General features: G+C 32.5%; 11 protein-coding genes. 7 read left to right on the forward strand and 4 right to left on the reverse strand.

What is annotated here, in order from left to right:
• Positions 1-30 precede the first annotated feature (30 nt).
• Entirely contained in the window at positions 31-1,917 is a 1,887-nt protein-coding gene (locus ABGB03_RS06850) for a CocE/NonD family hydrolase (RefSeq protein WP_347925972.1), read from the reverse strand.
• Positions 1,918-2,093: 176 nt separating this feature from the next.
• Between ABGB03_RS06850 and ABGB03_RS06855 the strand changes: the two genes are divergently transcribed.
• Entirely contained in the window at positions 2,094-4,373 is a 2,280-nt protein-coding gene (locus ABGB03_RS06855; protein ID WP_347925973.1) for a DNA topoisomerase 3, read from the forward strand.
• Positions 4,374-4,437: 64 nt separating this feature from the next.
• Positions 4,438-5,055 (forward strand): short-chain dehydrogenase, encoded by a 618-nt coding sequence (locus ABGB03_RS06860; RefSeq protein WP_347925975.1) that lies wholly within the window; start codon positions 4,438-4,440, stop codon positions 5,053-5,055.
• Between the two features lie 7 nt (positions 5,056-5,062).
• Here ABGB03_RS06860 and ABGB03_RS06865 read toward each other — a convergent pair whose 3' ends face one another.
• Positions 5,063-6,616 carry a DEAD/DEAH box helicase gene (locus ABGB03_RS06865; RefSeq protein WP_347925977.1) on the reverse strand — a complete coding sequence of 518 codons (1,554 nt, stop codon included), beginning with the start codon at positions 6,614-6,616 and terminating at the stop codon, positions 5,063-5,065.
• 220 nt (positions 6,617-6,836) lie between these two features.
• On the opposite strand from ABGB03_RS06865, the gene ABGB03_RS06870 reads away from it, so the two are divergent.
• The 3 genes from ABGB03_RS06870 to ABGB03_RS06880 all read left to right on the forward strand — a co-directional run bounded on the left by ABGB03_RS06870 (position 6,837) and on the right by ABGB03_RS06880 (position 9,332).
• Complete coding sequence (locus ABGB03_RS06870) at positions 6,837-7,271, forward strand: hypothetical protein (protein WP_347925979.1); 435 nt, start codon at positions 6,837-6,839, stop codon at positions 7,269-7,271.
• Between the two features lie 106 nt (positions 7,272-7,377).
• Complete coding sequence (locus tag ABGB03_RS06875) at positions 7,378-7,932, forward strand: biopolymer transporter ExbD (RefSeq protein ID WP_347925981.1); 555 nt, start codon at positions 7,378-7,380, stop codon at positions 7,930-7,932.
• A 56-nt stretch (positions 7,933-7,988) separates the two neighbouring features.
• Entirely contained in the window at positions 7,989-9,332 is a 1,344-nt protein-coding gene (locus tag ABGB03_RS06880; RefSeq protein WP_347925983.1) for a dipeptidase, read from the forward strand.
• A 51-nt stretch (positions 9,333-9,383) separates the two neighbouring features.
• Here ABGB03_RS06880 and ABGB03_RS06885 read toward each other — a convergent pair whose 3' ends face one another.
• On the reverse strand, positions 9,384-10,259 hold the full coding sequence (locus tag ABGB03_RS06885) for a sterol desaturase family protein (RefSeq protein ID WP_347925985.1): 876 nt from the start codon (positions 10,257-10,259) through the stop codon (positions 9,384-9,386).
• 10 nt (positions 10,260-10,269) lie between these two features.
• Positions 10,270-12,276 carry a dehydrogenase E1 component subunit alpha/beta gene (locus ABGB03_RS06890; RefSeq protein WP_347925986.1) on the reverse strand — a complete coding sequence of 669 codons (2,007 nt, stop codon included), beginning with the start codon at positions 12,274-12,276 and terminating at the stop codon, positions 10,270-10,272.
• A gap of 185 nt (positions 12,277-12,461) precedes the next feature.
• Here ABGB03_RS06890 and ABGB03_RS06895 point away from each other — a divergent pair, with 185 nt between their 5' ends.
• Together ABGB03_RS06895 and ABGB03_RS06900 are read left to right on the forward strand one after the other, a co-directional pair.
• The gene (locus ABGB03_RS06895; RefSeq protein ID WP_347925988.1) at positions 12,462-13,412 is read left to right on the forward strand and encodes a 2-oxoglutarate and iron-dependent oxygenase domain-containing protein; all 951 of its coding nucleotides are present in this window, start codon (positions 12,462-12,464) and stop codon (positions 13,410-13,412) included.
• Entirely contained in the window at positions 13,412-13,741 is a 330-nt protein-coding gene (locus ABGB03_RS06900) for a translation initiation factor (RefSeq protein WP_347925990.1), read from the forward strand. The genes ABGB03_RS06895 and ABGB03_RS06900 overlap by 1 nt, the downstream gene beginning before the upstream one ends.

Raw genomic sequence — 13,741 nt, forward strand, 5'->3', positions numbered from 1 at the left:
GAATAAAATATTTTTTTAGTTTTTTACTAACTACTTTTTAGTAATTGGAATACGTATTTGAGAAGGGTGTTTACTTGAGTGGTGTACTATATTATGCGCAACCACACCTACTTTTTCATCATAGTTGTTTCCTCCAGTATTTAAGTTTCTTGCAAAACGCGGAAAATTACTACTCGAAATTTCAATACGAATTCTATGCCCTTTTTTAAACAAGTTACTAGTTGACATTGGTGTTAGGTCAACTTCATAAACTTTTCCTTTCTCCATAAACACTTCTTTATCGTATCCTTCACGGTAACGCACACGTTGAATAGTTTCATCTAAATTATAAGCTGTTCCATCTGGATACACATCTATTAGTTTAATAGTAAAATCGGTGTCCTTTACATCTGATGATACAAATAATTTTGATTCAATAAATCCAGTAACTTCTGTGTCTTCCGTTAGGATATCTGTAGTATAGACTAAAATATCATGCCTTGCTTCCATATCTTTCTGATCCCTAGCTCCACCTCTAATAGCGTTACCAGTACAACAAACATTTCCTCCATGAGAAGGTACAGGCGCCATTGGATCATAAGTAAATCCATCTGGATTATCTTTTCCTGCTTTTTTAGTAGATAATTTTCCATCGCCAAAACGACTATTTGCTTTTCCACCACTATTTAAGTAGTAAGTTACCATTTCGGTATTTGCTGGTGGCCAAACCTCAGAAGATTGCCATTCATTGCTTCCCATTGTATAATACTGTACTCTAGGTGTTGTTTCTTTAAAATCATTATCGTCTCCTTTTAACCAAAGATCAAACCACTTAGTTATTTGTTCATCGTAATTTAAGCGTGCATCTCCAACACTACGCTCTCCAACAATAGTGTTTTCGGTTGCTCTAGTATAAGCACAGTGTAAGGTTGGTGCTATTACGAGATATTGATTCTCTCGAATAAAAGCATCTTTAGAGTTATTTCTTGCATGATTAAAAAGTTTGATGTTTGGAGTAATAGATACATCATACCAAGATGCAAACCAAAAACTTGGTGTGCCTATGTCTTTATCATCATGATAAATTCCTCCTTTAAACCAATCTGGGTGATTTGGTTTGCGACGAATCATTTTATCAAAAATCTCATGTTTACCATTAATATTCTTAAGTATATCTTGAATTGGCAGATGAGTTAAAGCTTCAGACATATCTACAGGTGGATTTTCAGGAGCTAAATCATAAAATCTTGAAATTCTAATCAAATCTTCCTGTGTTGCTCCTTCTGGAATTCTTGGCTTGAATTTATCATGTTCAACACCATATAACCAAGAAAAGAATAGCATTTGTTCAGCACCTCCACGATACCAATTTCCTTGTTCATTAATGTCTCCTACACGTCCAACTCCAGCACCAAAGCCTTGAGGTACCATAGCTGCATGTGATGGATGGTCTAGTGCAGATACTGCCATTTGCCATTCGGCTGTTGAAGAACATCCAAGAGTTCCAATTTTCCCATTTGACCATGATTGGTTTTTCATCCACTCAAAAGCATCATAGCCATCAGTAAGTGGCGTACCCAAAATATCCCATTCACCTTCAGAGTAATAGCGTCCGCGTTCATTTTGCACTACGTAAACATATCCTTTTTTAATATACTCGTATGCACGTTGATAATTGCGTGTACGTTCTTCTCCATCTCCCCAGGAATTAAAATTATATGGAGTTCTGGAAAAAATTACTGGGTATTTTCCATCTCCTTTTGGTCGATAAATATCAGTGGCCAATCTAATACCATCACGCATTGGCATCATGACCTTTTGGTCTACAATGGCTATTTCATTAAGTTTTTCTAAAATATCTTGCTGTGCCTGTAATGCAGAAAAGCTTACAAGGAAACAAGCAAGAGCACTGAAAAGAGTAATCGCTCGCTTTTTCATTATATAAATATTGGTTGGTTAAATAATTGACTTAAAGGTAGGAAATTGTAGTAATAGATTAAAGCTTGTTTTAACTTTTAACAATTTTAAAAGAAATGAAATATTTAATTATGAGGATTAAAACAAAATTAAATTCATTTTTTTTACTTTGCAACTCTTATAAAATTAAACTATTTGTGAAAGTCTGTATTGCCGAAAAACCAAGTGTTGCACGCGAAATTGCTATTGTTCTAGGTGCAAATACAAAACGTGATGGTCATTATGAAGGTAATGGATATGCAGTAACTTACACCTTTGGACATTTGTGTACCTTATTTGAGCCTAATGATTACAAATCGTATTGGAAACGTTGGGATTTGAATAATCTACCTATGCTTCCCGAAAAGTTTAATGTGAAAACTGTAGATAATTCAGGAATCAAAAAACAGTTTAACATTGTAAAAGATTTATTTGATAAAGCCGAAGAAATAATAAACTGCGGTGATGCTGGTCAAGAAGGAGAGCTTATACAGCGTTGGGTGATGTCACTTTCAAATTATAAAGGAAAAGTAAAGCGTTTATGGATTTCGTCATTAACAACCGAAGCTATTAAGGAAGGGTTTGAAAATTTAAAACCAGCTAGTAATTACGATAATCTATATTATGCAGGGTTTTCTAGGGCTATTGGTGATTGGCTTTTAGGAATGAATGCGACAAGATTATATACGCTTAAGCATGGTGGTTATAAACAAGTACTATCTATTGGGCGTGTACAAACACCAACCTTGGCGATGATTGTTGAAAGATATAAGAGTATTGAAAACTTTATGCCTCAACCTTATTGGGAACTACAAACACTTTATAGAAACACATTGTTTAGTTATGAAGAAGGACGCTTTCTAAATAAAGAAGATGGTGAAGCTCTCGCTAATAAAGTAAAAGAGAGTGACTTTGAAATTGTATCCATTACTAAGAAAAAAGGAAAAGAGTATGCTCCAAAATTATTTGACTTAACAGGATTGCAAGTGTATTGCAATACTAAGTTTGGTTTTTCGGCAGATGATACTCTGAAAATTGCGCAAAAACTCTATGAACAAAAAGTAGTGACTTATCCAAGAGTTGACACGACTTTTCTACCAAATGATATATATCCAAAAGTCACAGGAATATTAAAAAACTTAACTAATTATAGTATATTAACACAGCCGCTTTTAGGAAAAAAAATAAAAAAATCCACTAAAGTTTTTAATGACAAAAAAGTAACCGATCATCATGCAATTATACCTACTGGAATTCAAATTAATTTACAGCAGAATCAACAAAAAGTATATGATATTATAGTTAAACGCTTTATTGCAGTTTTTTATAATGATTGTCAAGTTGCTAATACTACCGTTATAGGAAACGCCGAAAACGTTTCTTTTAAAACTACTGGAAAAGAAATTGTATCTAAAGGTTGGCGAGTTGTTTTTGAAACTTCAGCTACGTTAAATGATTCAAATAGTGATAGCACATTACCCTCTTTTGTTAAAGGAGAAAAGGGCCCACATGAACCTTCCTTTCTTGAAAAACAAACTAAACCACCCAATCAGTTTACAGAAGCTTCGCTCCTTCGTGCTATGGAAACAGCAGGGAAACAAGTTGACGATGACGAAATGCGTGATTTAATGAAAGAAAATGGTATTGGCCGTCCATCTACTAGGGCAAATATTATTGAAACGCTATTTAAACGCAATTATATAAAGCGTAATAAAAAGCAAATATTACCAACTACAACTGGGATTCAACTCATTGATATTATTCAAAACGAATTATTAAAGTCTGCAGAATTAACTGGTCAATGGGAAAAACAATTAAAACAAATTGAACAAGGTACTTATAGTGCTAATCAATTTATTAAAAACATGAAGCAAATGGTTGACGATTTGGTTTATGAAGTTAGAAGTGAAACTACTAAAGCTAATATATCTCATGAAAATACTACAATTACCAAACCTAGTAAAAAACCTAACAAACCATCAGGTTTAATAGGAAAGCAATGTCCGAAGTGTAAACAAGGAGTACTTATTAAAGGTGCTACTGCATATGGTTGTAGTGCTTATAAATCGGGATGTCGCTTTGTGCTTCCATTTACTTTTAAAAGCAAAAAAATATCAGAGAAGCAATATTTAAGATTACTAGAAAAAGAGTCGACAGTAAATCTAAAAGGATTTAAAGTCAATGAACAAAAAGTTGAAGGGTTGATTAGATTTAATGATGCATTTGAACTAGTACTTGAACAGAAAATTCCAAAAACAATTAATTGCCCAAAATGCAGAATTGGAACAATCATAAAAGGAAAAACAGCTTATGGTTGCAGCAATTATAATAATGGTTGCGGTTTTAAGTTTCTATTCTCAGATGTCAAAAAAATTGCTGATGGACAAACTATTACTAAGAAAATGGTCTACGAAATTTTAACAAAAAACAAGTCCTAAAATTTAGCTAAAATGCATTGCATTGTAATATGGTTGTGTTATTTTTGTTTTCCATTAAAATTGCATGAATTCTAGTACAAAAACAAAAAAAAACAGGTTAAGGTTACTGCATCAGTATTATACATACACTGGATTTTATAGGTTTATTGGGCTCAGTCTTAAAAAATCAATTATTCCTGTTGTAGTTTTTATTGGTATCCTTCTTGGTATTCATTATTTTGTTATTGACATTAATACCGCTTTAACCACTATTACCGAAACCTTTCGTACTACTAGTGTTTTGACAGTATTTTTTCTTTCTGAATCCATGTTAGGACTTATTCCTCCTGAAATTTTTATTGCTTGGTCTAAAAAATTACCAAATCCTATTTTATATTTATCTATACTCGCATTTCTATCGTATTTAGGTGGGATTATTTCGTATATCACAGGCGTTAGTATTACCAGAATACCTAAAGTGCGTTACGCAATAGAACATAAATTATCAAAGCATATTAATAATACTAGAAAATGGGGAGGGTTTTTAATTGTAGTTGGTGCTTTGTTTCCAATTCCGTTTGCAATGACAAGTATTGCTGCAGGATTTATTCGATATGAATTTAAAAACTACTTGCTTTTTGGTTTATTACGATTTGCAAGATTCTATTTATATGCTATTGCCATTTTTAATATAGTACAATAAGATAGATTTATTCTTCTGGAGGTCTTCCATGTATTTCTTCAAAAATCGTATCAAAATTTTCTCGTAAATATGCTCGCAATTTTTTGCGATAGTCGTCTTTTAACCACTCAACAAAATTAAAAGTACTCTTACTAATGCATTTCGTATAACGCCCAATTCTATGGTCAATGTCATCGCTTAGCAGTTTTACCAATGTTAAGGCGTCAAAAACATCTTCACTATTTTCAATACAAATTTTGGCATGATGTTTAATAGATTTTTCAAGCACTGTCTTTGTAGATTCACCATTTCTAATACTTGCAACATATATTTCACGAATATCTAAATACACCTCTTCGGAGTTTTTAAATTCTTCACGAACTTCTGGAGGCATTTCATATCTAAAATTATTTTCAATTTCTTCATCATTCAAAATACCATCCAAGTAATAATTTGGAGACTTAAATATTCTTTGCCAATCTAAATCACTTCCCCAAGGACCAAAACGATGAAAGTTATTACCAAGGTCTACCACTTTAAAAGTGTCTTTGTTATCTAAAATTCTTGAGCCACGACCTATCATTTGGTAATAAAGCGTTAATGATTTTGTTGCTCTATTTAAAATAATAGATTGCACAGTAGGCTCATCAAAACCAGTAGTTAGAATACTCACCGAAGTTAATATGGCATCAGGTGTTTTTTTAAACCATTTTAATATGAGTTCTCGTTCCTTTTTTGAATGTGTATTATCTAGATGTGCTACAGGGTATCCTGCAGCTCTAAAGGTATCATATACATGTAAAGATGTATTAATACCATTATTAAAAATTAACGTCTTTTTACCTTTAGAAGTCTCTTCGTATGCATGTAACAACTTACCAAGCATATCGTGATTGGTATATAAATCTTCAGAAGATTTTACAGTATAATCACCATTTGCCCCTACAACAAGCGATGTTAGTCCAACATTATACGAAAACGTTTCAGCTCGTGCTAAAAACTTATTTTCTATTAGCGATTCAATGGTTTCACCAACAATTAATTCATCATAATTATCAGTCATTGGTAAGTTGATATTCGAACTTAAAGGTGTTGCTGTAACGCCTAACAAAAATGACTTATGAAAAAATTTGAACAGCTTAGTAAAGGAATTATAATGTGCTTCATCAATAATAACAAGCCCAATATCAGAGATATCTAACTTATCTTCATTCAATCTGTTATTTAAAGTTTCAACCATAGCAACAAAACAAGAATAGTCACTTTGATCGTCTAGCTTAGCTTTACTATCAATAACTTTATTTTTAACATTAAACTCAGAAAGCATTTTCGAGGTCTGCTTGCACAACTCAATTCTGTGAGTCATTACTAGCACCTTTTTGTCATGATGTTTTAAATATTGCCTAACAATTTCAGAGAAAATTACTGTCTTTCCACCTCCAGTTGGTAATTGATATAATAAATGGTAATCATCTGGAGCATCATCAAAGGCTTTAAAAATCTTATCAATAGCTCCTTTTTGATAGCTATATAATTCTTTACCTTCTTTAGTTTCCCCCTTTAATGTTGTTGATGTAAGCATTAATGCAATTATTATTAAGTTGCAAAAATAGTGTCTTTATTGAGTTTTTTCTATGTTTTGCAAAAAATGTTTCTTAAAGTTTTCAAGGATTATTAACAACTTATAGGTTCAATCAAGCATCAAACTTTCACAAGATATTTGGTTTATAGAGGGTTTCTACTTAAATTGTTATTACATAACTATATGTAAAACACTATTTTACTAACTAAAACTAATAATTATGTCAGATTCTAATAAACCTGGAATTGTCTTTTGGATTATAGGTGTAATTGCTCTTTTATGGAATGGAATGGGCGTTAATGCCTATTTACAGCAAGCTTTTAAAACAGAAGCTTCAACAGCTGAACTTAATGCTGAACAAATCGCTTTAATGAATGATCTTCCTGCTTGGATGACTGCTTTATTTGCAATTGCAGTTTTTGCTGGTGTTTTGGGTTGTATTGCATTACTAATGCGCAAAAAAATTGCTGCGACATTATTTGTAGTCTCTTTTATTACCGCAACTGTACAACAATTATACTGGCTATTTGGTACAAATGCTCCAGAAGTATTTGCAGATATGCAACCTTATTTATGGCCAATACTAATAATTGTAGTGGCTGCTTTCTTAGTATGGTATTCTAGAGATCAAAAATCTAAAGGTACATTAACATAACTAATTAACTTATAGATAGTTTAAAAGCCAGAACCTTAGTTCTGGCTTTTTTTTTGTGGTATCATTTTTGAGTTTAACTTTTTATTAGCATTTTAAAACTTTAATTATGAAAACAAAAAAAACAGCACCAAAGCTCAATGCTGGTTCTATGGCAGACATTGCCTTTTTGTTACTAATTTTCTTTTTAGTAACAACAACTATTGCTAGCGACAAAGGAATTCAAAGAAAACTACCTAAGCTATGTGAGGGCAAAGATTGTATCATCGATGTTCATGAACGGAACATTTTAAGAATCTCATTAAACGGAAATCAAGAAATTATGGTTGAGGATGAAATTATCGCAATTGGAAACTTAAAAGATATCGTGAAAGCGTTTGTAGATAACAACGGTGACGATAGCTGCACTTATTGCAATGGGTTTAAAGTCACAACATCTTCTGACAACCCATCAAAAGCTATTATTTCGCTTCAAAGTCACTCACAAGCATCTTATGAGTTATTTGTAAAAATTCAAGATGAATTAACCAAGGCTTATTACGAACTTAGACAAACTTATGCTAAAGCTATTCTTGGTAAATCTATTGATAATCTTAATAAGGATGATAAAGTTTTGTTAAAAAAAGCATATCCATTTATTATCTCGGAAGCACAAACCAAGTAGATTGCTTTTTATTATTATATTTGGTTGAATAATTTTAATAACCAACCAATTAAGTAATGAAAAAAAATAATTTAGTACAAGCTTTTAAATCTAGTTTGATTTACAAGCTTGTTTTTTTATGTGTAATCCTCTTGAGTGTTTCTTGTAAACAAGAAGAAGAAAAACCAATGAGTGAAGAGGATTTAATAGCCAAAGCAAAAGATATTCACGAACGAGTAATTACACTTGATACTCACTGCGATATCAATGTAAATAATTTTACCGACTCTATTAACTATACACAAGAGTTAGACAACCAAGTAAACCTTCCTAAAATGAAGAAAGGAGGGCTTGATGTTGCATGGTTTATAGTTTACACAGGTCAAGATACTTTAACAGACGAAGGTTATGCAAAAGCATACGAAAATGCAATATCTAAGTTTAATGCCATTCATAAATTAACCAAAGAAATTGCTCCAGATCAAATTGAATTAGCAGTTACGTCTGATGATGTTAGACGTATTGATGCCGAAGGTAAAAAAGTAGCTATGATAGGTATTGAAAATGGCTATCCAGTTGGAACAGATATAAATAGAGTAAAAGAATTTTATGATCTTGGAGCTAGATATATGTCTTTAGCTCACAATGGACATAGTCAATTAAGTGATTCTAATACTGGAGAGCGTGATGGTGTTTGGTTGCATAATGGTTTAAGTGAATTAGGAAAGCAAGTTGTTGCTGAAATGAATAAGTATGGAATGATGATCGATGTTTCACATCCTTCAAAAGAAGCCATAAGACAGATGGTAGAATTATCGAAAGCACCGATAATTGCTTCTCATTCTTCTGCAAGAGCTTTATGTGATCATAGTAGAAATTTAGATGACGAGCAATTAGAATGGATGAAAAAAAATGGAGGCGTTGTGCAAACGGTTGCTTTTACTAGCTATGTAAATACAGAAAAAAATAATGCACGCAATGAAAAAATGAGAGAAATTCAGCAACAAGTTGCTGACTCATTAGATGTAAAATGGATTTCTAGTAGAGCTGAATTTAGAGCGATGTCTGATGAAGAACGTGAAGCATATTCTACAGTAAGAAAACAGGTTTCAGATATTGTAGATGCAAAAATTAAAACTATTTCAGATTTTCCTGAAAAAGTTAATGTTTCTGACTTTGTAGACCATATTGATTACTTAGTAAAAAAGATAGGATTAAAACACGTTGGAATTAGTAGTGATTTTGATGGTGGTGGTGGTGTTGAAGGATGGAATGATGCTTCAGAAACCATGAATGTTACTTTAGAGCTTGTAAGACGAGGATATACAGAAGAAGAAATTGGGATGTTATGGAGTGGTAACTTGTTAAGAGTGCTAGACGAAGTTCAAAAGATAGCTCAAGATATTCAAGCTGGCGAATAAAATTAAGATATAATATATTTAGAAAAGTCAGCAAAATGCTGACTTTTTTATTTAATCACTTTTCTTAAACCCATAAAATAATTGTCTAACAAAACCTTTAGGCATTTTATTATCGCCTTTATAACCAAGCTCTATCTCACCACTCTCTTCTGGGATATAATTGGTTTTAAAAATATAATCCCACACACTCAAGCTAATGCCAAAATTCACACCATGAAATCTATCTTTTGGTAATGCATAGGCATGATGGTATAAGTGCATAACAGGATTATTAAACACATACTTCAAAGGACCGTAACTAAGTTTAATATTTGCATGATTTAAATGACCAATAGAGATGGCTGCAAAATGTACTATATATGCTTGATTAGGCTCAAAACCACCAATTAACATAACTACTAAAAGTTTTAGGGGCTTGTATAAAACATTTTCCATCCAATGGTAACGCAAATGTGCGGCAAACCCCATTTCCTTCACCGAATGATGCACTTTATGGAAACGCCATAAGAAATTAAATCTGTGTAGTAACACATGCGTAAACCACTGCACAAAATCTGATAAAATAAAGAAAATCAGTAATTGACTCCACATTGGAAGTTGTTTTATATCTATAAGTGCTAACGGTTTAATATCAACACCAAAAATATCTAGAGAAAACAACTCAAAAATTTTATAAAAACCACTAATAACAATAGAGAAGATAAAAAAGTTGAAAAACATATAGAATACATCTAACCAAAAGTCTTTTCTAAAAACTGATTGGTTTTTCCGCCAAGGAAAAGCTACCTCAAGTCCCCAAACTACTAATGAAATAAGTATCAGTCCCCAAAAGTAATTATTATACCAATCGACATCAAAAGTTATAGAACGCCAAGTCCAATCCAGTGTTCCTTTCATAGCATTGAAAAAAGTCTCTAAATATTTCATTGGAACTAAATTAGTAAGCTAAAAGAGCCTTAAGCTCACTTTCAAATCTGTTTTTTGGTAAATACTGTTCTTCTAATTGATTTATAAACGGAATAGGTGTTTCAATACTAGCCACACGTTTTACAGGAGCATCTAAATACTCAAAACATTCTTCCATAATCATAGAAGCTATATCAGAAGCAATGCCACCAAACAACGAATCTTCTTGTAATATTATTGCACGACCAGTTTTTTTAACCGAATTAAAAATAGCTTCAGTATCAAGTGGCTGCAAAGTTCTTAAATCAATAACATCTGCGTTAATATCTTTATTGTTATCTAACGTTTCAAGAGCCCAATGCACAGCTGCTCCGTAAGATACAATAGTGACATCTGTTCCTTCTCGAAGCAATGAGGCTTTTCCAAAAGGTAATGTAAAGTAATCTATTGGAACTTCTTGACGAATACTTCTATACAAGGCTTTGTGTTCAAAGAATAATACAGGATTTGGATCGTTAATTGCAGTTGCTAATAAGCCCTTTGCATCATATGGAAAAGCAGGATAAACTACTTTTAAGCCTGGTGTTTTTGTAAACCAAGCTTCATTAGTTTGAGAATGAAATGGACCAGCAGCTACACCTCCACCACAAGGCATTCTTACCACGACATCGGCATTTTGATTCCATCTATAGTGCGACTTAGCTAAATAATTAACCACAGGGTTAAATCCAGAAGTTACAAAATCTGCAAATTGCATTTCAACAACGCTTTTAATACCAACAATAGATAACCCCATTCCAGTTTCAACGATAGCCGATTCGCAAATTGGAGTGTTTCTAACACGCTCTTCTCCAAACGCTTTTAAAAATCCATCAGTAATTTTAAAAACACCACCATAATCAGCAATGTCTTGCCCCATAATTACTAAATCTTTATGCTTTTGCATTGATTGTTTTAAGCCTTCGGAAATGGCATCAATAAATCGAACTTCTTCAGTTTTTTCTTTTGGGTTAACTTCTTGATATTTAAATTCTTTATAAACATCATTTAACTCATTGGTTAAATTTGGAATAATTGCATCCTCAGCATAAGCAGTTTCTAAACCATCATGAATTTCTTTCATAATAGTCTCCTTTATTTTCACTTCCTCTTTTTCAGATAAAACACCTTCCTCTTTAAGATACGCCTGATAATTTACCAGAGGATCCTTTAAAGCCCATTGATCCATTAAATCTTTCGGTACATATTTTGTGCCACTAGCCTCTTCATGACCACGCATTCTAAAGGTCTTAAATTCAATAAGTATTGGTCTTGGGCGCTTTCTAATGCTTTCTGCTAGTTTTGAAATTTTAGAGTAAACATCTAAAATATTATTTCCATCTATTATAAATGATTCAATACCATAACCTTTCCCTCTATCTGCTATGTTTTTACAATTATATTGCTGAGATGTTGGTGTAGATAGGCCATAACCATTATTTTCTATACAGAAAATTACTGGCAGCTTCCATACAGAAGCCACATTTAAAGCCTCATGAAAATCACCTTCGCTTGTTCCTCCTTCTCCCGAAAATACTGCTGTTGCTTTGCTATTCTTTTTTAAAAGGTTAGCTAGCGCAATACCATCAGCAACACCTAATTGTGGACCTAAATGAGAAATCATGCCAACTATATTGTACTCTTGAGTACCAAAATGAAATGAACGATCTCTACCTTTTGTAAACCCACTAGCTTTTCCTTGCCATTGCGCAAATAATCGGTACAATGGTATGTTTCTTGTTGTAAATACACCTAGGTTTCGGTGCATTGGTAAAATATATTCATCTTTTTGCAAAGCCATTGTTACGCCAACAGATATAGCTTCTTGACCAATTCCAGAGAACCATTTTGATATTTTTCCTTGCCTCAAAAGAATGAGCATCTTCTCTTCTATCATTCTAGGCTTCAGCATATTCTTATATAATGAAATAAGTGTATTTCTACCTAGACTCTTTTTGTCGTAATTTATATTTCTTATCGTATTTGTTGTCTTACTCATTTCAAAAATTTGTTAATCAAAAGTAGCAAAAATAAGGTAACAGTAGTAAGTTTTTTGCTTTTGCACAAATTTCATCGATTATCTAGTTTTTAACAAGTCATAAGGTAGATAATTGTTAAGACAAACAATATTTACTAACCAATTTCGCTATCTTTGTTACTCTATTATATTTAATTATTAAGACGATGAATAAGATACCAAGTGTAAATCTTAAAGATTTTCTTTCTGAAGATCCTCAAACAAAGCAAAAATTTATAAATGATATTGGAAAAGCTTACGAAGATATTGGATTTGTAGCACTAAAAGGACACTTTTTAGACGATGAATTAGTTGACAACCTTTATAAAGAGGTAAAAAACTTCTTTAATCTTCCGATTGATATAAAGCAAAAATATGAGATTCCTGGCATTGGAGGTCAGCGTGGCTACGTGTCTTTTGGAAAAGAAAGTGCAAAAGGAAAAAAAGAAGGTGATTTAAAAGAGTTTTGGCATTTTGGACAGTATGTAGAAAATAATCCAGAGTTAGAAGCTGAATATCCTGCTAATGTGAATGTTGAAGAACTTCCGGAATTCAATGATATTGGAAAGAAAACTTATAGAATGCTTGAAAAAACAGCAAAATATGTACTTAGATCTTTAGCGCTTCACTTGGGTTTAAAAGAGACGTATTTTGATGAATACATTGTTAATGGAAATAGTATTTTAAGACCTATTCATTACCCTCCTATTACTGAGGAACCAAAAAATGCCGTTAGAGCTGCCGCACATGGTGATATTAATTTAATTACATTGTTAATGGGTGCTCAAGGTAGAGGCTTGCAAGTCCAAAACCATAAAGGAGAATGGTTGGATGCCATTGCTGAAGCCGATGAACTTATGATTAATGTTGGCGATATGTTATCTAGACATACAAATAACAAACTAAAGTCAACAATTCACAGAGTAATAAATCCACCAAGAGAACTTTGGGGAACGTCACGTTATTCTATTCCATTTTTTATGCATCCTATTAGTAATATGAAGTTAGACGTTTTAGATAGTTGTATTGATGAAGATCATCCAAAACAGTTTGAAAATATTACTGCTGGCGAATTTTTAAATGAACGTTTAATTGAATTGGGATTGATTAAAAAGTGATGGATTTACAAGAACAATTAAAAAACCTATTTCCTGATCACCAAGCACCTGAATCAATTGAAGAAACTAACAAAGAGGATGCTATTTGGCTGCAAAACGACCCAATAATTTGTAAATACGAAAAACGTAAAGGAAAACCAATTACCATTCTAGAGGGCTACAATGGAGCAGTCGAAGACTTTAAAAAGCTAGCAAAAGAACTAAAGACAAAGCTAAGTGTTGGTGGAAGTTTTAAAGATGATAAAATAATTATCCAAGGTGATTATCGTGACAAAATAATGACCATTCTAAAAGAAAAGGGCTTTAATATTAAGCGTGTAGGTGGCTGA

The organism is Pontimicrobium sp. SW4, from assembly GCF_039954625.1.
In the GTDB taxonomy this organism is placed as follows: Bacteria; Bacteroidota; Bacteroidia; order Flavobacteriales; family Flavobacteriaceae; genus Pontimicrobium.

Excerpts from the sequence above, each read along its gene's own strand:
- ABGB03_RS06850 (WP_347925972.1), bottom strand. The coding sequence starts at position 1,917 with ATGAAAAAGCGAGCGATTACTCTTTTCAGTGCTCTTGCTTGTTTCCTT.
- ABGB03_RS06860 (WP_347925975.1), top strand. The coding sequence starts at position 4,438 with ATGAATTCTAGTACAAAAACAAAAAAAAACAGGTTAAGGTTACTGCAT.
- ABGB03_RS06865 (WP_347925977.1), bottom strand. The coding sequence starts at position 6,616 with ATGCTTACATCAACAACATTAAAGGGGGAAACTAAAGAAGGTAAAGAA.
- ABGB03_RS06870 (WP_347925979.1), top strand. The coding sequence starts at position 6,837 with ATGTCAGATTCTAATAAACCTGGAATTGTCTTTTGGATTATAGGTGTA.
- ABGB03_RS06875 (WP_347925981.1), top strand. The coding sequence starts at position 7,378 with ATGAAAACAAAAAAAACAGCACCAAAGCTCAATGCTGGTTCTATGGCA.
- ABGB03_RS06880 (WP_347925983.1), top strand. The coding sequence starts at position 7,989 with ATGAAAAAAAATAATTTAGTACAAGCTTTTAAATCTAGTTTGATTTAC.
- ABGB03_RS06885 (WP_347925985.1), bottom strand. The coding sequence starts at position 10,259 with ATGAAATATTTAGAGACTTTTTTCAATGCTATGAAAGGAACACTGGAT.
- ABGB03_RS06890 (WP_347925986.1), bottom strand. The coding sequence starts at position 12,276 with ATGAGTAAGACAACAAATACGATAAGAAATATAAATTACGACAAAAAG.
- ABGB03_RS06895 (WP_347925988.1), top strand. The coding sequence starts at position 12,462 with ATGAATAAGATACCAAGTGTAAATCTTAAAGATTTTCTTTCTGAAGAT.
- ABGB03_RS06900 (WP_347925990.1), top strand. The coding sequence starts at position 13,412 with ATGGATTTACAAGAACAATTAAAAAACCTATTTCCTGATCACCAAGCA.